Origin of the sequence: Vibrio sp. B181a, from assembly GCF_030248375.1 — a bacterium.
GTDB classification, from domain to species: domain Bacteria; phylum Pseudomonadota; class Gammaproteobacteria; order Enterobacterales; family Vibrionaceae; genus Vibrio; species Vibrio campbellii.
The window spans coordinates 283,477-305,546 of the sequence record NZ_JAHGAD010000009.1 but is presented as its reverse complement, the minus strand read 5'-3'; the positions used below and the strand labels follow the sequence as shown (position 1 = coordinate 305,546).

Below are 22,070 nucleotides of genomic sequence, written 5' to 3'. Positions count from 1 at the left end.
CAAATTATCTATAATGTAAAATTATTTAAATTTCACTCTACCTGAGTTAAAACAAAAAGTTCAGACAGAATCCAACCTTTAAAGCTTTACAATGAACCGTGATACATCAAGACCAATCAACCTGTGCTAACCTAGCCAGCACCGTAATTCTCATAAGTTAAGGTTGACCATGACATACGATGAATTTAATCAATTCTGCGGCTCATTCGCTGCCACTTCCCATGTTGTTCAATGGGGCGACGCGCATGTTTGGAAAGTCGGTGGAAAGGTATTTGCTATTGGCGGTTGGAGTAAAGAAAAGCAGCCGGCATTTACGTTTAAAACTTCCCCTTTAAACTTCGACTTTTTAAGTGATTATGAGGGCTACATTCCTGCCCCTTATTTCGCAAACCGTGGTATGAAGTGGATTCAACAAACAGAAACGTCAGGACGCCTCGACGAAGAGCTAAAGTACTATTTATCAGAATCTTATCGATTAGTTGCACTTGGCTTGAGTAAGCGGAAACGCGATGAATTGGGCATTGAACTGCCACCAGCGAAGTAATGCCGATGCTTGAAGATAAACTTGCTCAGTTTTTAGCAGAAGATCCACTTCGCATTCAAGCATTGGAGTGTGTTCGCTCACTGGCTTTACCAGATTGCTACATTGCTGCGGGCTTTGTGCGAAACTTAGTTTGGGATCACCTTCACCAGAAGCAAAATCCAACACCATTAAACGATCTAGATGTTGTTTATTTCGATCCGAATGAGTTGGACGAACAAGCCTACCTCAAATACGAAGCTCAACTAAACGCCTTAATGCCAAAGCTCAACTGGCAAGTTCGCAATCAAGCAAACATGCACCTAAGGAATGGTGATGAGCCATACCAAAGTACCTTAGATGCGATGAGTTACTGGCCAGAAAAAGAGACAGCTGTCGCTGCCAGATTGAACGAAAAGAACCAGATAGAGTGCATTTCAGCGTTCGGGTTTGAGTCTTTGTTTGAAGGCCAGATTACTTATAATCCCAAGCGAAAATTAGTGCTGTTTCAATCTCGGGTAGAATCCAAAAACTGGCTAATCACATGGCCTCAATTACGGGTTGCCGTCTAAGTCTTGCTTATTCCGGAAACTGGCTATGAAAACGCTCAATCAAGAAGTCCAAAAACAAACGAAGTCGCTTGGGTTGATACTGGCGGCTCAGATAAATCACGTTCAAATCTGCGCCTGCAGAAGAGGTCGATGCGTTGAAGTTCTTCATATAGCCATTTAACAGCGTCACTAAACGCTGCTGTTTGATGTCCTCTTGTACATCGAGAATCGATTTCAACGCAATACCCGCGCCATCTAACGCCCATTGACGAATCACTTCGCCATCATCAGAAAAACGCTTCGGTACGACAGTAATAACGTTGTGCTGCTCTTCATCTTGGAAGTGCCATGTTTTCAACTCTTCATTGCTACGAACCATGGCTAAACAATCGTGATGTGCTAAATCTTGTGGCGTGATCGGCGTGCCTTTCTTTGCCAAATACTGAGGAGAAGCGCAAAGCACTCGGCGACTGGACGCCAGTTTGCGAGAGATAAGGTTGCTGTCAGCTAACTCCCCATATCGGATAACAATATCCAAACCGGACTCAGCCAAGTTGGATAAGTTATCGTTCAAATACAGATAAGGGATCACATCGGGATAGAGCTGACTAAACTCCGACAGTATTGGCGAAATGTATTGCTTACCAATATCACGAGGAGCCGAGATTTTAAGAGTCCCGCGCACTTCTTTGGTGCCAGTTTGGAGTAAGTTCTCCGTCTCTTTGACGCTGTCGATGATTTCCAAGCATGCCTGATGGTACATAGCGCCAGAGTCCGTCAGTGAGATATGCCTTGTACTGCGATTAAGTAATTTCACCCCATAACGGTCTTCCAGCGACTGCAATCTTGCCGTTACTGTTGCTGGCGATAAGCCGAGCTCTCTACCAGCCGACGCCAGCCCTTGGTTCTTCACTATGCTGACAAACAGCGTCATATCCGAAAACTTGTCCACATTCCCTCCTAAAACCTCATTATTCACCTGAGCTGAATAATCAATTCAAATATTACCCAATTATCAAATTTCTTCCAGTCAATATACTGGCTCCAACGAAACGAGATTGGAGAAACAAATCATGAAAACAGAAAAAACTGTTTACGTCGTACTAGGTGGCACATCAGGTATTGGTGCTGAACTTAGCCAACAACTTGCAAACGACAATTCGATTATCCACGTAGCAAGCCGCAAAACAGGGCTAGACATCAGCGATGAACAATCGGTTTACCACTACTTCGAAACCATTGGTGCTTTTGACCACCTGATCGTCACAGCAGGTTCTTATGCTCCGGCAGGCAAAGTGGTGGATGTAGAAGTTTCCCAAGCAAAATACGCGTTCGATACCAAGTTTTGGGGCGCCATCAACGCGGCGAAACATGGCGCACGCTACATCAAGAAAGGCGGCTCAATCACGCTAACGTCTGGCATGTTATCGCGCAAAGTTGTTGCTAACACCTTCGTCAAAACTGCCATCAACGCGGCCATTGAAGCGACCACGAAAGTACTGGCGAAAGAATTGGCTCCGATCCGAGTAAATGCGGTCAGCCCAGGTTTAACTAGAACTGAGGCGTATCAAGGCATGAACGAAGACGATAGAAATGCCATGTTCAAACGTACACAAAATAGCTTGCCCGTACGCAAAGTAGGCGAAGCCAGTGACGTTGCAAAAGCTTACTTACTCCTGATTGAAAACAGCTACATGACCGGCGCCGTGATTGATGTTGATGGTGGCGCACTGCTTGGCTAACAACACACGCTTAGCTAACCGCAAATAAAAACAAGGTGCCAGAGCAAGAAAAAAGCATGGCACCAATGGGTTAAAACGAAATAAAAAAGAGACTCCCCCATGAATAAAGAAAAAATGCCGCTGCAGGTATGGATCTTAACGCTTGCAGCTTTTGCTATCGGTACCGCGGAATTTGTTATTGCAGGAATCCTTCCTCAAGTCGCCAACTCTTTGTCCATCACTGAAGGGCAAGCGGGTTACCTAATCAGTGCCTACGCGCTTGCCATTGTGTTTGGTGGCCCATTACTTACGATTTACTTAGCGCGCTTTAACAAGAAAGCCGTACTAGCTGGGCTAATGGTGCTGTTTATTCTCGGCAACGTATTGTCCGCTTTCGCACCGAACTACTTTGTGTTGATGGTCAGCCGAGTGATCACAGGTTTGGTTCAAGGTCCTTTCTACGGCATCGGTGCTGTGGTGGCGACCAATTTGGTTTCAGAAAAAATGGCAGGTCGTGCAGTCGGACAGATGTTCGCAGGCCTAACACTGGCTAACGTTTTAGGTGTGCCCGGCGGTACTTGGATTGGCTTGCAATTCGGCTGGCACACCACTTTCTTGACCGTTGCCGCTTTTGGTTTAGTGGCTCTGTTCTTTATCACTTCAGTGATCAAATCGACTGGTCATGGCGAAGCAAAAGATGTCAAAGCGCAATTGGCTGCGTTCAAAAACCCAATGCTACTTATCAGCCTTGCGATCACCGTATTTGCTTGGTCGGGGTTTATGACTTTGTATGGCTACATCGCCCCTATCGCCATGCACATCACTGGGTTTGGTGAAAGTGCCGTGACTTGGATTTTGGTTATCGTTGGTGTCGGTCTGATTGTTGGTAACACCATGGGTGGTCGTTCATCGGATAAAAACCTACAAAAAGCGTCCATGTTCTGGGCTATCGCGATGATTGTGTCACTGGTACTGGTCGGCCTAACTGTCGACAGCAAAGTTCTGTTTATTGCCGCCGCCTTCGTATTTGGTATTGCGTCATTCGCTAACGTGCCAGCAATGCAGCTACGAGTAATGAACCACGGTGGTGAAGGTCAAGAGTTAGCAGCGACGGCAAACATCTCTGCGTTCAACTTAGCCAATGCCTTTGGCGGTTTCTTAGGCGGCATGGTGCTCGATAGCCAAATGGGGGCAGGCATGATCCCTTACGCAGCCATCATTGTTCCACTGATTGGTCTGCTATTCATCGCCAAGGCGAACCGCAAAGAAAGCAAACAAACTGAGCTAACACCAAGCTTCAACAACTAATTTCATCCCTACTGGTAGCCCTGACTTAACGCCTCCCGAACAAGCGGGGCTACCCAATACGAATCGATAGGAAAACACTATGAAACTCTACATTTACGAACATTGCCCATTCAGTGCTCGCGTCCGCTATGTTGCTGGCATGCTGAATATCCAACTCGACGTCATCAATATTGCTTATGACGATGACAAAACCACAACAGACCTGATTGGAACCAAACAAGTACCACTTCTTATCAAAGACAACGGTGAAGCGATGGCAGAAAGCCTAGATATCATCGCTTACTTCCTTGAACTGGCTACATCAAGTGAAACAAGCCAACCATCTCAACAAGCGCTGGATTGGCAAAAAATCGCGTTTCTTCCACTGCAGAAGGTGGGTTACCCACGTTGGTCAAACATTGATTTACCAGAGTTTGCCACTCAGTCTGCACAGCAAGCTTGGCGCGCGAAAAAGGAAACGGAAGCACTCAATTTTGACGCACTTCTGCAAGACACACCAAACATTGCCAAAGAGGTCGAAGCACTCATTAAACGAGCGAAAAGCGTGTTGAATCTCGATTCCTACCAGCATGTGACGTTGGTAGACGAAGCGATCCTATTTTCTATTTTTCGCGGGTTCTTCAGCGCCGCAGAAATCCAATGGGACAACACCGTGAAAGATTGGATGGAATCGGTAAGCAACAAAACCCAAGTGCCACTACTTAAGTAAGGAGTCGATCATGAGCAAGCTATTTGAACCAGCACAGCTGAAACAACTAACTCTGCAAAACCGCGTAGCCATGGCTCCAATGACCCGAGCGCGCACCAGCCAACCGGGAAACATTCCAAACCAAATGATGGCGACTTACTACAAGCAGCGTGCTACCGCAGGCTTAATCATCTCTGAAGCCACCCAGATTTCAGACGATTCGCAGGGTTACTCATTCACACCAGGCGTCTACACTGATGAACAAGTGGCAGGCTGGAAAACCGTCACTCAAGCAGTAAAAGAGCAAGGCGCAGCGATGTTTTGTCAGTTATGGCATGTTGGCCGTGTATCACACCCGACATTCCAAAAAGGCGAACAGCCTATTGCCCCATCAGCACTAAAGCCAGTAGAAACCCAAGTGTGGATTGCCGATGAACAAGGTAATGGCAACATGGTCAATTGTGTAGAGCCACGAGCCATGACTCAAGCCGATATTGACCGTGTGGTAAGTGATTTTGCCCATGCCGCGAAACGTGCGATTGAAGCAGGCTTCGATGGCGTTGAAATCCACGGCGGTAATGGTTACCTGATTGACCAGTTCCTACGTACCAATTCAAACCACAGAACAGATAACTACGGCGGAACTCGCGAAAACCGACTTCGCTTTTTGTTAGAAGTGGTCGATGCGGTGAGCGAAGCCATTGGAGCCAACAAAGTAGGAGTACGACTCGCCCCATTCATCACTTTCAAGGACATGAACTGCCCAGACATTGTGCCAACCATCCTCGAGGCATCGAAACAACTTCAAGCTCGTGATATTGCGTACTTGCACCTGTCTGAAGCGGATTGGGATGACGCACCAGTGATTCCAGAAAGCTTCCGCATCGAACTGCGCGAATACTTCACCAATACGATTATCGTGGCTGGCAGTTACACCCAAGATCGTGCTAACGAGGTACTTGAGAAAGGTTATGCGGATTTAGTCGCGTTTGGACGCCCGTTTGTTTCTAACCCAGATTTGGTGGCGCGCTTACAGCACCAACAACCTCTGGCTGAACTGGATGGCTCTACGCTTTTTGGTGGTAATGAACAAGGCTATACCGATTATCCGGCGCTTGGTTAAGAGGCTTTACCCGCTTCTGATAGCGATTCATAGCGTGCCGTATTTCTCAGATTAATCAGTTGCTATCCCATAAAGGGAAAAGCGCAACCCAGCTCAACGTTTTCTTAAGTTTGAGTGTAATAAACTGGCTGCATATTCAGAATGCAAATTTAGGAGAACACTCATGTCTGATGAAACTACAAAACAAGAAGTGACGGTTGTTGATATTAAAATGCCATTTATGTCGATGGTGATCTTTATGGTCAAGTTCGCTATCGCTTCAATTCCTGCAATGATCATTCTAGGGATCATCTTCAGCATTTTAGGGATGATATTTGGCGGAATGTTCGGTGGCATGTTCCACGGTTCTGGTCACATGTAAGCGCAATCACCGCTGATGTGGTTTCTCTTAAGTTCGGGATAAAGCCACGCTGTCTCTTTTACCAAAAAATCACTCCCTATTTTCTATTACTCGTTAAAAGTAGATAAAAATAAGTAAGGGAGTGATTTCTCGATGATTCACCTTACAAGGTTTGCTCAAGCGCTTGTTTAAGTTCTGCCTCTGCTCGCTCAATCACTTGTTGAGCCTGCTCGCGTTGCGCTCTGCCTTCCTTCACTCGCGATAGCGTATTGTTCAACGTTTCTATCGTCAGTTGATTCACGGTCTCTAGAGAATCGAGATCGAGAATGCCACGCTGGTAGTTTTCTGCAATTTGTTCTTCTAACGCCTTCAGTTTCTCTGCGTTTTGCACATATTGCTTATTGGTGTAATCCTTCACCGCACGCGTTACCTTCAACGCTTTCTCTTTTTCATAATTGGAAATCGCAATCAAGAATTGGCGCTTCCACAATGGGAAAGTGTTGTGCACGATATCTTGAATGTCTTCCATCAGCATTTTATTGCCTTCTTGAGACAATCGAATCTGAGGTGCGGTTTGGATAGCAGCCAGGCGAGTGAGCTCAAGGTTATGCACGCGCTTTTCTAAACGCGCAACGGCTTGGGTCGCATCACGGTATTTCTGGGCATCCAACGCGTCACCACTTTGCTCAGATTGTGCCAGTAAGCTTGGTAACACATTTTGCGTAAGCTGGTTTAACTTATACTTACCAGCGGCGATGTACTGCTCTAATCCGCCGAGCAACTCTAAATTATGGTCATAGAGCGTATCGAGCTGGCTAATATCATGAGCCAGCTTCATTTCTTGTGCTTCTAAACGCCCTGAAAGCTGTTCCAGTTGGCTTTTCACTGAATCAAAACTTGCCGAGAATTTTTTGAATGAATCAAAAAGCTCACCAACTAGAGGAAGTCTCGATAACAAGCTGGTTTTGCCTAGATTTGAGAATTCAGCGCTGTCCATAGACGATACCATTGCATGCAAAATATCGCCCGCTTCACCACTGTCGCGAACACGAACTTGCTCTAACACTTCGTCAGAGAAAGCGGTGATTTTTTCCAGCGCCTCTTTACCAAAAGTGATCGTCGCTACGCTATCAAACGCATCAAATTGCTCTGCGAGTGCGACGATTTGAGGAGTAGCGTCCACCTCAAGTACCTGATGTTCAGAATTCATCAATTCGGTCATGGGATCTCCCTATATTTATGACGGCTTATGGCAAGGAAATTTCTGCCATAGCGTTTCAAATTGTCTTAAGAACGCAGAAACAAACCTGCGGTCGTCGGTAAGCGTGATATCTTCCTGATTGTATTTAGAAGCGCTGCGTGTCCAGTTAAAGCTGCCATTGATCAACCGCTGTTGGTCGAAGAGCGCGAACTTATGGTGCATATGGTATCGAGTCGTATCAATTTTGACCGCCACGCCCTGTGCTGCAAGGTATTCAACATCACTGCCTTTATCGTACATCTTGTCGTTGTCGGTCACGATTCGGACCGCTACGCCTCTTTTATGCGCGGCAAGGATCTGATCGGTTAAGTCGTTATCCGCGATAGTGAAAACACAAATGTCCACCGAGTGACGAGCCAGCTTCAGCTGTTCAATGATGCCGGACGCACACGCTCTACCCGGAGAAAACCAGCTCGACGCGGTGTCTGCCGAGTTCTCACTCATGACATTGTCTAAAACCTTGACCACGCGCTCCAACCAACGAACTAAAGCGGCTGCATCACCTTGATTTTGGATTTCTTGCTGCACGAGCTTAAAGCTCATATTACGCAGGTAGGCGCGGTCTTCATGACTTAATACCGAGCCCTGCAGCTCTGATTGGAGCTCTCTTCGCTCACTATCATCTAGGCGATAATCTTGTATCGAAGCCTCTAACCACGCTGACCATTTCTGTCGATCCATTTAGCTCCCCTCCTGATCATGACGACCAAATCGAGCAACATGCTGATTCAACATAGCAAGTTGCTGCACAACCTGTCCTGCTCGGTCTTCCGAATCACCCATCATTTGCTGACGCTGATACCCTTCTTTGATTTCAGACCAACGTGCTTGCTGTTCATCCGTCATGTCACCACGTAGTTCTGCAAGCTTGAGTAGGTTCTCCTCAGTGCCCGCGGCCAGTGTTTGTGCTTCACCCTGATAGTGATCTTGAAGCAGTGTGTTCATCTCTTGGTCAGTCATCACTGACGAGATTTTCTCCGCCAGTTTATTCATGTTTCGATACGAGCCTTGCAGCTTGAAGGGAGGTTCGACACGATACTGATCCGCTGTTGCGGCTGACTTGATGTACTGCTGATTCACCTTCAAGACAATTTGCTGCGCCATGATCAGTTTTTGCAAGGTTGTCACGATCTCGCTAGATTCGATCGCAGAGTACGAATGGCTCATCTCACTCAGCGCAATGCTTTCTCCCTCTGCCATTCTGACAAAGCGGTACAAGTCATTTAGATCTCGCGTTGCTAAAGGCGCAAGTACGCTGTTGGAGGTGAGCGAGTTTTCGATAAAGCTTAAATCGAAGATCGATTTCTGGTCAGACAGCATGTCACCGAGGTTGTAGATGTCCGCGCGGTTAGCCAACATGTCTGGGATTCTGAATGCTTCGCCACTCTCGGTGTAAGGGTTACCCGCCATCACGACAGCAAACTTTTTGCCGCGCATGTCATAGGTTTTCGTTTTCCCTTTCCAAGTGCCTTCTATGCGACGCGTACCATCACAGAGTGAGATGAATTTCTGTAAGAATTCGGGATGGGTATGTTGAATATCATCCAAGTACAGCAACACGTTGTTGCCCATCTCGAAAGCAAGGTTAATTTTCTCAATTTCACGCGCCGCATTTTGATCGGGGGCGTCGGCGGGGTCGAGGGATGTCGCTTGATGACCGATGGATGGGCCATTGATCTTCATGAACACCAAACCCAATTTGTGTGCAACATACTCAATTAACGTCGTTTTACCGTAACCAGGCGGAGAGATAAGAAGTAGCATCCCCATCAAGTCAGTACGCTTTTTATCGCCTAACGTACCCATTTGCTTAGCAAAGTTGTCGCCAATAAGAGGTAAGTAGCTCTCACTGATCAGCTTGTTGCGCACAAATGACGTTAATGGGCGAGGTTTAAACTCACTAAGACGGAAATCTTCCTTAGCAGAACTCAACAACTGGGTGCGCTGGGATAGATAAGCTTCAAAATTCGGAACGACCGAGCTTCGGTGATGTTCATTTCTTTGAATAAAGTCATCCAATACGAGCTCTAAACTGCCTTTGCTAATTCGAGTGTGCTCTCCCAGTAACCCTTCGACATGACACACTAATGAAAAGTCGACACTGGCTAGCCTTTTCTCAGACAAGGTATTCACCACAGCAACCGTCGCCGCTTCGCATACGAAAGCCTGACCGTATTGCTTTTTCACAGTGTACGCACTTAACCACTGATGATGATCGTTAAATGATTCGGTAAAGCTGAGCGGTTGAGGTTGCCAGCCCAAACTGCGTCTAAATTGCAAATAATCTTCGCAGAGAGAGAGGGAATCCTGACTCACTTCGATTTGCCAATCTTGCTCACCCAATAGCTGCGCAAGGTAGTCAGCGGCTTCATGTTGATCATCATTTAGGGAATCAACCAGTTGTTTTTGCAGCTCTTGATACGCTTGCGATGCATTTAAATGCTCTCGCAATAACTTCGCGTTTTGCGCCTGTTGTTGATAGTGACCTATTTGGTCAGCATCTTGCTCTAATAGCCACAAGATGGCCTTCGAGCGCGCGGTTTGGCTGTAACGCAATAACCCCGCTTGCTGATAAACAGGCAGCACCTTACGTAAAATGTTGACCGCATCATGATCGTGGATACCTTTGACATACCCTTCTCGATAACGTGGCGCTGCAAAACGTTGAACAAGTTCGTTCAACTTATCTTCTCTCAAAGCATCATAAAGCCTATCTAGGCTCTGCCCATCTTGATTGATAGACGCTTGATGCAAGATTAAGTACGCCAGATACTCCGCTCGATAGACGTCCTCACTCTCTGAGGCAACGTCTAAACGAGAAACGGTTTGCAGATCGAGAAACGCTTTGTCTTCTACTGCTTGGTAAAAATCCGTACCGGAGATGTGTAGCGCCAACTCACCACTTTGATCGACCAAACTAAGGTCAAGTGGCTGCTGGTTGACACTAAATCTATGCTTGCCCAAGCGTAGAACCGTACCACCTTTCTCGAAGATGTCTTGGTTATCTCGTAATGCGCGTAGCGATTGGTCTTGAAGCGACTTCAATTTTGAGTCAACGCTGTCTGCTTTGACACTGTCGCCAAGATCACGAATAGTCTGAGACAACTGTTGTAGCTTGAGTACCATTGCGTCGGTGGCAAAGTAGCTGTTCAGTCCTGCAACATCATCGAATCGTTCTACCCGCTTTTCTATGCTGCTCATGGTGACGTTGGCGGCTTGAAGTAAGTTTTGTACTCGACGTTGTTGACCTGCAATAAGCTGTTGCTTGTGGTTATCCAACGTTGATTGGATCTCATCACGCTTTGAATAAATCTCGCTTAAAAACTGGTCGAAATCCGCGAAGCGCGACTCTAACTTATCCAATTGCCCAACAAGCTTAGCAAGCTGGGTATCACAATCGTCTGGCGTTAACGCTTGCTCCATTGCACTGCTCACAGACTGGCTGAGTAGCTTAAATTGAGCACTGAATTCCGCTTGAGCTTCTTCACTTTGTAAGCCTTGAGACTTTGCTCTTAGCTTGGCTGAAACAGTGTTAAGCAGCGACGTTACTTCTGTCGTGAGGTCTAAGATTCGAGTTGCTTGTGTCGGATCTTCTGTTTCGATGTCCGTGACTTCTTCTGTCACTATCTGGAGCTCATGACGAAGCGTTTCCACTTCTTCATTAAGCTTCTGAATCTCAGCCGTTTTAGTTACTTCTTCGAGCTGTAATTCAATTTTTTGAATTTGCTTCTTGAAAGGGACGTACGCTTTTTCGTCTTGAAGAAGAGTGAGCAAATGCAGGTTAAGTGACTCGCGCTGTGTCTGTAATTCTTCAAGCAAACGGTCAACTTGAACTTCATCAATGTAATGTTGCTGACGGAGCGACATAGTCACACCGACTTGCCCTTTTACTTCACTAAGCAAACTCAGTAATGTGTTCGCTTGCTCTTTTGGGGCCAGTTTGATTTTGCCAATGAGCTCGGAAACTGCCGATTTTTGCTCATCAAGGCTGCTTGAAGCATGTTTTTGTAACTGCTGAACTTTGGCAAACTCATCGATGATCTTATCGGTAGTCCCCATGAGTTCATTGATCGCACTGCCTATTCCGCAAGCGTAATCATGATTGAGCCAAGTGTAGTGATCGAGGGTCGAGCGACACTGCTTGATAAGTACTTCATAGGCCGCTTGAGTTACTTCTTCACTCTGCGCTAATTGGCAAATCGAAAGAACAGAAGACAGCGCTCGAACCAACTCCGTATTACCAAGATTGAACAGTGGACTGCTGCCTTGGGTTTGCGCGTTGACTTTCGCATAGTGCTCTGGGGTAGAAAATGGCGTATCCCAAATTCTCATCGGGTGGATGGTCGACGCCTCTTCATTCTCAGACAATTGAAACACTAACCAGCGGCCATCTGGGTATAAGCTGTAACCGTGGCTCTCCATTGGCGCTTCAAATTTCTTCTCAATCAAGTTGTAGGTGTACGCGATGTAATAACCTTCAACGGCGTTGAAAAAGATATAAAGAATATCCTCACCATTCGGTGACGTGATCTGCTGGAAGAACTTGAGTTGGTCAGCGTCAAAGGCGAACTGTTTGTCTTCACCATTAGATAGAACGTAGCCATTGGCGTACAGCACGCCATGATCTTCAGGTAGCGTTTTTGCGCTTGCCCCTAATGCATCAGCCCTTACGACGGACTGAGTCACTGAATTGTAGAGGAAGTATCGAGCGTGTTTTTCTCGGTTTGGCTTTACTCGTAGTGCAATTAAGTCTCCGACAAACGCGTAATCGATGTGTGCGTCAGCCACGCTTTGGTGTGGGTCTTCAACGTCTTCTCTATAGATACCTTTACCATCTTTGGTATTGTCTTCCACCTTGATGGTTAAGTCCCCGCCAACACATTCAACAAACAACTTATCTTGAATAGACACATGCGGATGATCGCCAAGCACGTGGTCATCTCGCGTTGTTGGGATCCAATCAAAATCATGTTGAGGAACACTGGTTAAGGCGTTCTGACCTAAGGAATCAATGTACTCGATAGAATGAGCGTTGATCTGAAAACGGAAGACTTTTCTGTCTTCTGGACGCATGCCAATTTGGAAGGCGATATAAAGCGTGCTTTCTTGACGAGAGATTTGAGAAAGCTTTGCGTCTCGGTAGTACGTAAACAGTTCCGTCAATTCATGGCTAAAACGGGAATCGGATAAAAAACTGGATTCAAGTGGAAGCGGCTCAACACGAAATGTACCTTCATTTTCGTGGAGGTGATAAAGCCCAAACACATCGTCTAATGAAGGCGTCGCTTTCATCCCAACTTGCACATGATAACCGAACAATAAATGCTGGTTTACCTGAGCCATATCGATTGGAATGCACTTAGCATCGGTTTGAACATTGACCTTACCGATCAATTTAAAATCTTGGCCGCCAAACGTTTCTTGGCGTTGCTGATTGAAGGATTGGGAGAGAGACTTTAGCTGGCTGCCTTGCTGCAACAAACGCGTCTTTAAAACATCGTATGCACCAGCATCACTCACCGCTTTTTGAGTCATATCTGACATGCTAATACCTATAAATCCCGCTTACGAAGAAGCGGGATTTTTTAGAGAGAGTGAAAATTATGATTTATCGCTGGTTGTCGTATCTAGGGAGCTTTGGATTTTCTTCATTAGCTCCGCAGCGCCACCTTGTGAATTCAGTAAACTCGCGAGCGCGACATTGCTCAAATCACTGCTTTTCAGTTCTGTACTCTCTAACACGTCTTTGATGTCTTGCGGCAGGCTACGGTTGCCATTCACATAATCTGAGACCAGTGGGTTAAGAACCTCTGATTCATTAAACTTCGCATCGACGACAGCGGCATCCATGATAGTGCGACGGATTTGCTCCATTCCTTCACCACCAAACAAACGGATATCAGCTTTCGATAGTGCCTCACCCAAGGCTTGAGCGTTCGCCCCAACCACGGTTTTCTGAGCATCAATGCGCGCCAATTCAAGGTCTTTCTCTTGTTGCAACTGCATTACCCACTTGTCGTGTTCACGGGTGTGATCATCGTATTGCTGAGCCGCCTCGAAACGAGCTGTCTGTGCTTCTGCTTCTGCCAGGCCTTTAGCACGTAGAGCTTGCGCTTCCGCTTCACCGGCACTTTGTAAGGTGTAAGCTTCTGCCTCACCCGTCTCTTTGATCGCAAGTGCACGCTCGCGCTCAACTTCCACTTCAGCAAGACCCGTAGCACTGATCAGCTCTTTTTCTGCCTGTGCCATACGCTCTTTTGCTGCAGCTTCACGGTCTTTCGCCACAAACTCAGCTTCTGCACGCTTGGTCGTCACTACTTGTTCCGCTTCGGCTTGACGTGTCTTCACCGCTAGCTCGTTTTCCGCATCACGCGTTTTCACTTTTAGTTCAGCTTCGTTCTCAATCAAAATACGTTCAGAACGTTCGCGAGCGGCATCTTTTTCTGCACGAGCGGCAACCAGCAGTTCAATCTGTGCAGATTCAGCAACCGCTTCTGCTTCAGTCAGTTTGATGCGTTTTTCACGGTTAACACGCTCATTAACGCGCAGGTTTTCCGTCTCTTCTTCTTCACGAGCAATCTTACGTTCGATTTCTACTCGTTGAGAACGAGTTTCCGCGACAGACTTCATCGCTTCTTCTACCGTCGTCTCTTTCTGCATTTCTCGCTCAGCAACTTCTGTAGAAGTACGAACTCGCTCAGTTTCTACTGAACGGTTCAATTCTTCTTGTTGAATTGCCACTTGGCGTTGGTTTGCGATACGCGTCATCTCGACTTCCATCTCGACACTTTCGCGCTTCTTGGCCACTTCTTCTTCAGTTTCCAGCTCCGCTAGCTTAGTGATTCGCTCATATTCTTCACGTTTTTCAGCGGCCAACGCTTCTTCTTGCGCTTTGATAATATCGATTTCACGCTGAGTGCGGGCAATACTCTCTTTTTCTTGCTTATCAAGCTGTAAGCGGTTTGCTTCAGCTTCAACATTTTTCTTCTTGATCGTTGTGCGTTCATCCTGACGAATCGCGTTGGTTTCCGTATTCTTTTGCGCTGTGATGGCAGAGATCTTACGGATACCTTCTACGTCAAGAATGTTGCCCGGGCTATGGGCGTCCAGCGCGGTTTGGTCAACTTTATCGATAACAACGTCGTAGATCTTAAAGCCATCCATTTCGCTACCGATGACTTCAACAACGGCATCGCGGAAAGCGCGGCGATTCGTTAACAGCTCTTCAAATTCAAACTGTTTTACTGCCGTTTTCAGTGCTTCAGAGAACTTAGGCTGGAAGTGCTCTTTTAGGCGATCTAGGTTAGAAGCATCATGAGCAGTAAAAAGTTTAGCAACACGAACAATGTCTTCTTCTTCGTGATTCACACCGATGTAGAAATCAACTTTAAGGTCCGCACGAATGTTGTCTCGGCAATGAAGGCCTTCGTATTCTTCGCCTTCTTGATCTTTGCGGCCACTTCGAACAACAGAGATCTTCTTACGAGTAATATCCATAAACTCAAATTTGTTGATCACTGGCCATACAAAAGTACCAGTTAGAGAAGCGCGCGTGGCATGCAGTCCATTGACAATTAGTGCGTCGCCTTCACCTCGAACCTTTTTATATCGGGTGGTGAGAAAGATAAGAATAATCAAAAAAATCCCGATACCAATCCCAAGGAATATCAGACTTGGAGAAATCTGCATAGCTGCTCCTTAATTTTCTAGCTACTGATTAATAATGTAATATTTTTTTTGTTTATTGAGAGAAACGATCACAACATCGTTCCCATATTCAATGGGTGCATCAAACTCCAAAATCCGTGCATCCAGTAAAAATTCGCTGCCATTATGATGAACAATAATTTCACCACGTTGACTGTTCACCTCACTGCTGTGAACTTTTGCTTTCATTCCAATAAAGTCGACCTTTGCAAAAACTTTACTCTTATCAAAAAGTGGCGCTAAAGGGCTTAATAGCTTCGCGCTGATATACAAGGATAGGTAGAAGTTAACTGGAATAGAGACAAGTTCCGCAACCATCAAAAAAACAGAACTAAGATGTTGATTTAGAAAAGATGATGAGTAAAACGATAGAATAGTGGCGAAAAAGAAACTAACACACAAACCTACCGCCAAGGGTACTTTAGATAAGATAGGTGGTAATAAAAGCCCACCGCTAAATAGACTGCCTGACTCGAATAATTCTATATCTGCAACGGCTACATCTACCACGTTGAAGATGAGATCAATGCACATAATAAGAAGAAGAAAAACAAAAGGCACAAAGAAAACATTCGTCGGGAAAGACAGCAATATATCGGTCATTACTAGCAACAATATTAAATGATGAGTGTCATCGCGTTATGGTAAAGGATCATTAATTAAGTTTATTTCCTTACCTTTTCTTTTGTGACTGATATCGACAAATTTAAAACCAACCAAATAAAATGTACTTTATTTAATAGTTACTAATATTAACAGCGTCACAATAAATTCAGATTTAAATTACAAAACAAACATTAGAGATAAGAACTCTAGGTATGGCTAAATATATTTAACACGGCATCCTATTTAATATTATTTGTTTTTATCGCATAAAGTTCTTTATTTTAACCACTTCTCAATGCTATTGCTCCCCTTGTTTCAAGCAATCCAATGCGGATAAGAAGGACACCAGCCCCTTTCTTTGCGACGAATGACTGGTTAAAATGCACAAAATTGCGCACTTACTGGATAGAACATGGCAAAACTTACCCTTCAAGAGCAGATGCTAAAAGCAGGCTTGGTTAACGAGAAAAAACTGAAAAAAGCGAAAAAAGGCTCTAAAAAATCACGCGTTCAAGCTCGCGAAGTAAAGGCGGCGGTTGAAGAGAACAAACGTCAGCAGTTAGAGCGTGACAAGCAATTGAGCGAGCAACAAAATGCAGAACGCTTGAACAAAGAAATCAAAGCGCAAATCAACCAGCTGATTGAAATGAACAAGGTTGATTTGAAAGATGGCGACATCAAATACAACTTCACACACGGTACACTTGTGAAGTCGCTTTACGTCGATTCAATCATCCGTGATCAATTGATCAAAGGTATCTTGGCGATTGCCATCGTCGGTGAGAGCTATGTAGTTATTCCTCGCCCTGTTGCAAACAAGATTGCTCAGCGTGACGAGTCTGTGATCATTGAACAGAAAGAGCCTGAGTCAGATATCCCAGCAGAAGATGACCCATACGCAGATTTCGTCGTGCCAGACGATTTGATGTGGTAAAGCGAGTTCGCAACAAAACTCGATAAGTAAGGTCAAGCTCCCGTCTGGTTTCACTCTTTGTAAACAGCAAAACCAAGATCACGGTTGCTTGACCTTCAAACTGTATAATTCTCTCTCATCGTTGCTCAGTTAGTTTCGAATGTTTGGCATTGGTTTGGATCACCCGATTGAAAGCCTTTTTGAAACCACTCGACCCGCTGCTCTGAAGATCCATGAGTAAAACTATCGGGCTGTACACTTTGCCCTGCCATAGATTGTAATCGGTCATCGCCCACAGCACTTGCCGCAGCAATCCCCTCTTCCATATCTCCAGGCTCAAGCAGTTTCATCTCATTATTGACGTAGAATCCCCATACGCCAGCGTAGCAGTCAGCTTGCAGTTCAAGTTTGACACTCAATTCATTCGCTTCAACTCTAGAGGATTGCTGTTGCAATTGGCGAACTTGATTGCTGGTGCCAAGCAGTGTTTGTACGTGGTGGCCAACTTCATGAGCAATTACGTAAGCGAAGGCAAAGTCTCCCGGTGCTCCGAGCCTTTTAAGCTCATCCATAAAACTCAAATCTAGATATATTTTCCGATCTGCTGGGCAATAAAACGGCCCTGTCACCGCCCTACCCACGCCGCACCCTGTCATTGTAGAACCACTGTACAGCACTAAAGTCGGCTCCGAATAACCATTAGGCAGCAGTTCACCCCAAACCGTTTCGGTTGTCCCTAGTATGGCCGCAACAAATTGGGCATTCTCATCCGTTAACGCTTGGCTATTTGCTGAGTTGTTTGACTGTTGCGTCACCGCTGGCGTGCCTGCAATTTGTCCCATCAGGTCACCGTCTCCCATAAGAGCTTGATACCCAAAGAACAGAACGCCACCAAGTAACACCACTCGCCCTACCTTGCTTTTTAAAAGGAAAGGCAGAAAACGGAACAATTGCGCAACGAGCAAGCCTGTAGAAGCAGAGCTTCTTGCCCCTGGTTGTCCTCGACGGTCTTCTACGTTTGAGCTTCTTTTACTATTGCGCCATCGCATGTTTTCCTCCTGTCGCGATGCTGATTTCACTTTACATTGTGGTTCAATTTTAAGGATATTACCCAAATCACAGGCTTCTAAAATCAACAGGAGCCTAGAATCACACGACTGATCCTAGGCACTCGTGATCATTATGCGTTAGAGCTACTTTGTAATATCTACGCCAAAATGCTCGGTACAAGTCACTTGGCTAGGCTGACCGCCCGAATCATAGCCACAAAAGTCTTCCTCAAGAATGGCGTATTCGGCACGCGCATCTGCCAACTGCTGCATAAATTCTTCTTTGGTGACTTTCTTTTCTCGGTAGAAACTTGCATAAGTTGGCTGGTCCATAAAAAAGCCTTGAGCTGTGCGCACTCTCGTATCGTTTGGTGGGAGGGTCGTTAACTGGTTTTGCATGATACTTCCGTCAGGCAAATACACTTGGTAAAGAACACTGTCCTCCCCCATCAAAGTGGTTGAGGTGTCAACCATCATTCCATAAGCTTCGTAGGAACCCGCCAAGCCCCCATTACAGTCCGATGCACTTTGATCGGCACTAAAGATTTTTTCATTACCATTCGTTCCACAAATACCAGGGCCAATCACGTCGGTATCGCTGGAACAATCTTGTGCCAGTTTGGGAGGGTAGAGGAATACATTACGCTGCTTGATACTGTTACCCACCACTTCGAGGTGGATAAAGCCTTTGTAGTGGTCGTATCGATAAGGCCATCTCGAAGACACATTTGGATTACCATCACTTCCTAAAAATGTATATTCACCAACCCACCAGCCCTCTTCTCTCTGCCAAGCTTCGAAATCGAGTAAATTAACCGCTTCTAAATCACATGAAGATTCAAGAGCGAAAGTGGTATCTTCTGTCGTATCGCTGTTACACGCTGCAATTAAAGTACACGTAAAAATGGAAACGATTACACGTGGGTACATAAAACCTCCTTGTATTGGCTTTTATTTGGAACCAAGGCCAACGATGCAGGTTTTATGCCCTTAAACACATAAGGTCATAACTTGTGTCTTTAGTAAAACGACTCATCCTTCAGTTGTGAAGTTCGGTATAGTTAATTAAATCAATTACTTTACAGAATTTCAGCTTCGAAACGCGCTGTCCTTGCCTGTATCAAAGTGCAATTTGTTTCCGACATTAGCTCTGCCAAAGTAATGTTTGGATTCTCCATTACCAATCGAATAAGTTTGGCTTCCAAAGGTTCAAGCTTATCGCTGTGTTTGGTAAGACCAATTTCCAATTTTTTAATCACAAAATGCAAATTTTCGTCGTCTTGGGAACGGATAACGTCGAGAAATGCTTTTAAATTCAGAGCTTCACCAGCAATTTGCCAATTGCGAGAGCGTCGAATGCGCTTCAGTTCGCACTTGTTCTCTGCGGCTATAGCTTTGGCTCGCTTAGCATGGTCACCACCAATTCGGTGAATCAAAGATGGTAAAGAGATGGTAATCGTTGTGTCTTGCATACCGTTAAACCTCTACCACAGATACATTCTCACCCACCCACTTCAATAACTGTTTGGCAGCTTTGGATAACACCTGATTCTGGCGCACGATGTAGCCAAAATCAGTGTTGGGGAAGCTGGGTAAGGGCGTCACGTCTCGTGAGAGTTTTAATCTTGGATCGAGTGAGAAGTCCGGTACAATTGCGGTTCCGAATCCGGCTTCTGCCCAGTCGATTTGCGCCTCTACACTACCCACTTCCATAACTCTGTGTTTTGGCAGGTTTAGCTCTGGCAGAGAGGCATCAATCAGTTCACGTGTTCGGGTATCGTGCCCCAGTAGAATCAAGGTTTGGTTTTCTTCCGTGTTCTCTTTCCATTTGAAAATATTATCGCCGAAAGCACACCAGTGTATTTGCGTCAGAGGAGTAAAGTGCAGCGGTTGACTCTCTTTCTGCGCAATAACAAAGCCGATGTCTGCGCGGGCACTTTTTACTAAATCTACCGCTTGTGATGAAGTGGTGTTGAACAGCGCTAAGTCGATACCAGGATATTCGTTTTTGAATTGTTGGAATGGCTTGATAAGTAACAGGCGCGAGACAATATCACTCGCCGCAATCGAGAGCGTTCCTTGCGTTAAGTCATTGATGGCATTGAGATCGGATTGGCAGATTTGCAGCTCATTCAGCATGTGCTGTGCGGTGTCTAACAAACGCTTTCCGGCTTGGGTCAATTGCACAGGGTTACGTTCAATCAACTTAGCCCGCGTTGCTTGCTCTAGCTGTTTGATATGAAGACTGACATTTGGCTGCGTCATGTGCAGTTCAATCGCTGTTTTTCCGAAATGTTTTACTTCTGCCAAAGTGACAAAGGTGCGTAACCAGTTCAAATCTAACATAGAAAATTACCCGATATGATTTTCTTATCAAGTTAATGAGTATAATTAATTTCTCTTATTCATGCGAGCATCCTAAGATTTTCCGGTCTGTTTTTGGAGAATGAATTATGTCGTCTATCGTTGTTGTGGGTGCAAACTGGGGTGATGAAGGCAAAGGCCGCATCGTTGACTTTTTGGCAGAGCAAGCTTCTGCAAGCATTCGTTTCCAAGGTGGTAACAACGCGGGTCACACCGTAGTTAACGACCTAGGTACGTTCAAGCTGCACCAGCTACCAAGTGGCGTTTTCAACCCTGACTGTTTGGCAGTTTTAGGTCCGGGTATGGTTATCAGCCCTGCGTCGCTGTCTCAGGAGATTGCGGAAGTCGCGGAAGCGGGCGTTAAAGTGAACATGTGCATCTCTGATCGCGCAACACTGTGTCTACCTCTACACGCACTAGAAGATACGCTAGAAGAACAACGCTTAGGCGACAAAGCATACGGTTCAACTCGTCAAGGTATTGCACCTGCATACGGCGACCGTGTGATGAAAAAAGGCATCCTAGTTGGTTGGTTGAAACAACCAGAAGTTCTAGTAGAACGCATCAAGTTCTGGATGGACTGGAAACTTCCACAACTACGTGCCCTTTACCCAACGTTCGAATTCGAGCAAACCGCTGAAGAAATGGCGAACTGGTTGCTAGAAGTATCTGCACCTTGGCGTGATGCTATCTGCAACGTAACGCTGCCGCTAAAAGAGCTGCAAGCAAAAGACCAAACTCTACTGTTCGAAGCACAACTAGGTGCGGGCCGTGACCTTGTTTACGGTGAATACCCATGGACAACCTCTTCAAACGTTGTGTCTATGTACGCAGGTATCGGTAGTGGTCTTCCTGCTCTACGTCCAGAGCGTGTTATTGCAGTCGCAAAAGCGTTCAGCTCATCAGTAGGTACTGGTACGCTAATCACTGCAATGGAAGAGCAAGATGCATTTCGTGAACTAGCGGGTGAGTTCGGCGCAACAACAGGTCGCCCACGTGACATGGGTTACTTTGATGCAGTAGCGACTAAGAACGGCGTTGAGCTTCAGGCAGCGACTGAAATCGCACTGACAAAAGTAGACTGTCTGACAGGTCTTAAAGATCTAAAAATCTGTGTTGGTTACGAAGGCGAGCACAGTGAGAACCCAATTTGGCCTCAAACGGCTGCACTAGCACCAATCTACGAGAAGATGGAAAGCTGGAGTGAAGACATTACTGGTTGCCGTAAATTCGAAGAGCTACCAGTCGCGGCACAAAAATACGTTCTACGTATTGAAGAGCTAATGGGCGTACCAGTGAAAATGGTATCGGTTGGCCCTGGTCGTGAACAAATGATTATGCGCTAAGGCGTGGAATAACACGTCTATATCCAAGTTACAGTAAGTGCTTGGTTATATTAGCAAGCGGCTTTTATCTTTTCCGGGGTAAAGCCGCTTTTTTTATGCACTTTATACCTTGGTCAAGCAATACTGTCCTACCGAGCGTCAGAACGCTAACTCTTCCAACGGCCTCGCCACAGAACCGTGCTGCTGAGACAACAAGGAGAACTCAACTTCTTGCCCACAAGCGCAGTAAAAGTCATATCCTTCCCCCGCTAAAAACGGCGTACTTTTATCGATAAACCAGTCCCTAGACTTTTTAGTATGAAGCTCACCACAACTTGGACAAGTCACTTCTACAGAGAAAATCTTGGCAATCATATCCCTAACCTCTTGTTAATTGCAGACGTACAACGAAATCGTTTGCTGTAGATAAACTAAACCAAGTTTTGAAACACTTCGTTAAGAAAATGTCAGAGTAAACGATGGAAAATACGTGTTTCAACGACACTTTGAACAACTTTTTTCAGACAAAATCATGAAGAAAAATTGAACTGCAAACCATTACATAACAAATATTACCGAAAGGGGCATTTACCA

General features: G+C 45.6%; 20 protein-coding genes. 9 read left to right on the top strand and 11 right to left on the bottom strand.

Features of this window, described 5'->3' with window-relative positions; all coding sequences use genetic code 11:
- Window positions 1-169: 169 nt before the first annotated feature.
- Together KIO97_RS05225 and KIO97_RS05220 are read left to right on the top strand one after the other, a co-directional pair.
- Window positions 170-544 (top strand): MmcQ/YjbR family DNA-binding protein, encoded by a 375-nt coding sequence (locus KIO97_RS05225; protein ID WP_050919681.1) that lies wholly within the window; start codon window positions 170-172, stop codon window positions 542-544.
- Between the two features lie 5 nt (window positions 545-549).
- Complete coding sequence (locus tag KIO97_RS05220; RefSeq protein WP_285381338.1) at window positions 550-1,092, top strand: nucleotidyltransferase family protein; 543 nt, start codon at window positions 550-552, stop codon at window positions 1,090-1,092.
- 7 nt (window positions 1,093-1,099) lie between these two features.
- Here the strand turns inward: KIO97_RS05220 and KIO97_RS05215 are convergent, their stop codons facing one another.
- A complete protein-coding gene (locus tag KIO97_RS05215) occupies window positions 1,100-2,023 on the bottom strand; it encodes a LysR family transcriptional regulator (protein WP_285381336.1) in 924 nt (307 codons plus the stop codon).
- Window positions 2,024-2,144: 121 nt separating this feature from the next.
- On the opposite strand from KIO97_RS05215, the gene KIO97_RS05210 reads away from it, so the two are divergent.
- From KIO97_RS05210 to KIO97_RS05190, 5 genes are all read left to right on the top strand, one after another.
- A complete protein-coding gene (locus KIO97_RS05210; protein WP_285381334.1) occupies window positions 2,145-2,813 on the top strand; it encodes an SDR family oxidoreductase in 669 nt (222 codons plus the stop codon).
- Window positions 2,814-2,912: 99 nt separating this feature from the next.
- Window positions 2,913-4,100 carry an MFS transporter gene (locus KIO97_RS05205; RefSeq protein ID WP_285381333.1) on the top strand — a complete coding sequence of 396 codons (1,188 nt, stop codon included), beginning with the start codon at window positions 2,913-2,915 and terminating at the stop codon, window positions 4,098-4,100.
- A 79-nt stretch (window positions 4,101-4,179) separates the two neighbouring features.
- Window positions 4,180-4,809, top strand: coding sequence for a GrxB family glutaredoxin (locus KIO97_RS05200; RefSeq protein ID WP_285381331.1), 630 nt, complete (start codon window positions 4,180-4,182; stop codon window positions 4,807-4,809).
- 10 nt (window positions 4,810-4,819) lie between these two features.
- Window positions 4,820-5,911, top strand: a complete 1,092-nt coding sequence (locus tag KIO97_RS05195) for an alkene reductase (protein ID WP_285381329.1) — start codon at window positions 4,820-4,822, stop codon at window positions 5,909-5,911.
- A 163-nt stretch (window positions 5,912-6,074) separates the two neighbouring features.
- The gene (locus tag KIO97_RS05190; RefSeq protein ID WP_038876674.1) at window positions 6,075-6,272 is read left to right on the top strand and encodes a hypothetical protein; all 198 of its coding nucleotides are present in this window, start codon (window positions 6,075-6,077) and stop codon (window positions 6,270-6,272) included.
- A gap of 142 nt (window positions 6,273-6,414) precedes the next feature.
- On the opposite strand, the gene KIO97_RS05185 is transcribed toward KIO97_RS05190, so the two are convergent.
- From KIO97_RS05185 to KIO97_RS05165, 5 genes are read right to left on the bottom strand one after another with little or no spacing between them, the layout of a single operon-like run.
- Window positions 6,415-7,473 carry a toxic anion resistance protein gene (locus tag KIO97_RS05185; protein ID WP_005429653.1) on the bottom strand — a complete coding sequence of 353 codons (1,059 nt, stop codon included), beginning with the start codon at window positions 7,471-7,473 and terminating at the stop codon, window positions 6,415-6,417.
- Window positions 7,474-7,488: 15 nt separating this feature from the next.
- Window positions 7,489-8,193, bottom strand: a complete 705-nt coding sequence (locus tag KIO97_RS05180) for a phospholipase D-like domain-containing protein (protein WP_285381327.1) — start codon at window positions 8,191-8,193, stop codon at window positions 7,489-7,491.
- A complete protein-coding gene (locus KIO97_RS05175) occupies window positions 8,194-13,056 on the bottom strand; it encodes a DNA repair ATPase (protein ID WP_285381325.1) in 4,863 nt (1,620 codons plus the stop codon). It lies immediately after the preceding gene.
- 57 nt (window positions 13,057-13,113) lie between these two features.
- Window positions 13,114-15,201 carry a peptidase gene (locus tag KIO97_RS05170; protein ID WP_010645911.1) on the bottom strand — a complete coding sequence of 696 codons (2,088 nt, stop codon included), beginning with the start codon at window positions 15,199-15,201 and terminating at the stop codon, window positions 13,114-13,116.
- Between the two features lie 21 nt (window positions 15,202-15,222).
- Window positions 15,223-15,822 (bottom strand): DUF1449 domain-containing protein, encoded by a 600-nt coding sequence (locus KIO97_RS05165; protein WP_285381322.1) that lies wholly within the window; start codon window positions 15,820-15,822, stop codon window positions 15,223-15,225.
- Between the two features lie 415 nt (window positions 15,823-16,237).
- On the opposite strand from KIO97_RS05165, the gene KIO97_RS05160 reads away from it, so the two are divergent.
- Window positions 16,238-16,759 carry a DUF2058 domain-containing protein gene (locus KIO97_RS05160; protein ID WP_005532322.1) on the top strand — a complete coding sequence of 174 codons (522 nt, stop codon included), beginning with the start codon at window positions 16,238-16,240 and terminating at the stop codon, window positions 16,757-16,759.
- 125 nt (window positions 16,760-16,884) lie between these two features.
- On the opposite strand, the gene KIO97_RS05155 is transcribed toward KIO97_RS05160, so the two are convergent.
- The 4 genes from KIO97_RS05155 to KIO97_RS05140 all read right to left on the bottom strand — a co-directional run bounded on the left by KIO97_RS05155 (window position 16,885) and on the right by KIO97_RS05140 (window position 20,133).
- The gene (locus KIO97_RS05155; RefSeq protein WP_047476341.1) at window positions 16,885-17,787 is read right to left on the bottom strand and encodes a neutral zinc metallopeptidase; all 903 of its coding nucleotides are present in this window, start codon (window positions 17,785-17,787) and stop codon (window positions 16,885-16,887) included.
- A 144-nt stretch (window positions 17,788-17,931) separates the two neighbouring features.
- Window positions 17,932-18,717, bottom strand: a complete 786-nt coding sequence (locus KIO97_RS05150; RefSeq protein WP_045383976.1) for a hypothetical protein — start codon at window positions 18,715-18,717, stop codon at window positions 17,932-17,934.
- 149 nt (window positions 18,718-18,866) lie between these two features.
- Window positions 18,867-19,259: a ribosome recycling factor family protein gene (locus KIO97_RS05145; protein ID WP_285381319.1), complete on the bottom strand. Its 393-nt coding sequence runs from the start codon at window positions 19,257-19,259 to the stop codon at window positions 18,867-18,869.
- 4 nt (window positions 19,260-19,263) lie between these two features.
- Window positions 19,264-20,133, bottom strand: a complete 870-nt coding sequence (locus KIO97_RS05140; RefSeq protein ID WP_005531855.1) for a LysR family transcriptional regulator — start codon at window positions 20,131-20,133, stop codon at window positions 19,264-19,266.
- 107 nt (window positions 20,134-20,240) lie between these two features.
- Here KIO97_RS05140 and KIO97_RS05135 point away from each other — a divergent pair, with 107 nt between their 5' ends.
- Entirely contained in the window at window positions 20,241-21,497 is a 1,257-nt protein-coding gene (locus tag KIO97_RS05135; RefSeq protein ID WP_012129939.1) for an adenylosuccinate synthetase, read from the top strand.
- Between the two features lie 138 nt (window positions 21,498-21,635).
- Here KIO97_RS05135 and KIO97_RS05130 read toward each other — a convergent pair whose 3' ends face one another.
- Window positions 21,636-21,851: a hypothetical protein gene (locus KIO97_RS05130; RefSeq protein WP_285381316.1), complete on the bottom strand. Its 216-nt coding sequence runs from the start codon at window positions 21,849-21,851 to the stop codon at window positions 21,636-21,638.
- Between the last annotated feature and the right edge of the window lie 219 nt (window positions 21,852-22,070).

Coding starts and splice junctions, on each gene's coding strand:
- KIO97_RS05225 (WP_050919681.1), top strand. CDS start 170: ATGACATACGATGAATTTAATCAATTCTGCGGCTCATTCGCTGCCACT.
- KIO97_RS05220 (WP_285381338.1), top strand. CDS start 550: ATGCTTGAAGATAAACTTGCTCAGTTTTTAGCAGAAGATCCACTTCGC.
- KIO97_RS05210 (WP_285381334.1), top strand. CDS start 2,145: ATGAAAACAGAAAAAACTGTTTACGTCGTACTAGGTGGCACATCAGGT.
- KIO97_RS05205 (WP_285381333.1), top strand. CDS start 2,913: ATGAATAAAGAAAAAATGCCGCTGCAGGTATGGATCTTAACGCTTGCA.
- KIO97_RS05200 (WP_285381331.1), top strand. CDS start 4,180: ATGAAACTCTACATTTACGAACATTGCCCATTCAGTGCTCGCGTCCGC.
- KIO97_RS05195 (WP_285381329.1), top strand. CDS start 4,820: ATGAGCAAGCTATTTGAACCAGCACAGCTGAAACAACTAACTCTGCAA.
- KIO97_RS05190 (WP_038876674.1), top strand. CDS start 6,075: ATGTCTGATGAAACTACAAAACAAGAAGTGACGGTTGTTGATATTAAA.
- KIO97_RS05185 (WP_005429653.1), bottom strand. CDS start 7,473: ATGACCGAATTGATGAATTCTGAACATCAGGTACTTGAGGTGGACGCT.
- KIO97_RS05180 (WP_285381327.1), bottom strand. CDS start 8,193: ATGGATCGACAGAAATGGTCAGCGTGGTTAGAGGCTTCGATACAAGAT.
- KIO97_RS05175 (WP_285381325.1), bottom strand. CDS start 13,056: ATGTCAGATATGACTCAAAAAGCGGTGAGTGATGCTGGTGCATACGAT.
- KIO97_RS05170 (WP_010645911.1), bottom strand. CDS start 15,201: ATGCAGATTTCTCCAAGTCTGATATTCCTTGGGATTGGTATCGGGATT.
- KIO97_RS05165 (WP_285381322.1), bottom strand. CDS start 15,822: ATGACCGATATATTGCTGTCTTTCCCGACGAATGTTTTCTTTGTGCCT.
- KIO97_RS05160 (WP_005532322.1), top strand. CDS start 16,238: ATGGCAAAACTTACCCTTCAAGAGCAGATGCTAAAAGCAGGCTTGGTT.
- KIO97_RS05155 (WP_047476341.1), bottom strand. CDS start 17,787: ATGCGATGGCGCAATAGTAAAAGAAGCTCAAACGTAGAAGACCGTCGA.
- KIO97_RS05150 (WP_045383976.1), bottom strand. CDS start 18,717: ATGTACCCACGTGTAATCGTTTCCATTTTTACGTGTACTTTAATTGCA.
- KIO97_RS05145 (WP_285381319.1), bottom strand. CDS start 19,259: ATGCAAGACACAACGATTACCATCTCTTTACCATCTTTGATTCACCGA.
- KIO97_RS05140 (WP_005531855.1), bottom strand. CDS start 20,133: ATGTTAGATTTGAACTGGTTACGCACCTTTGTCACTTTGGCAGAAGTA.
- KIO97_RS05135 (WP_012129939.1), top strand. CDS start 20,241: ATGTCGTCTATCGTTGTTGTGGGTGCAAACTGGGGTGATGAAGGCAAA.
- KIO97_RS05130 (WP_285381316.1), bottom strand. CDS start 21,851: ATGATTGCCAAGATTTTCTCTGTAGAAGTGACTTGTCCAAGTTGTGGT.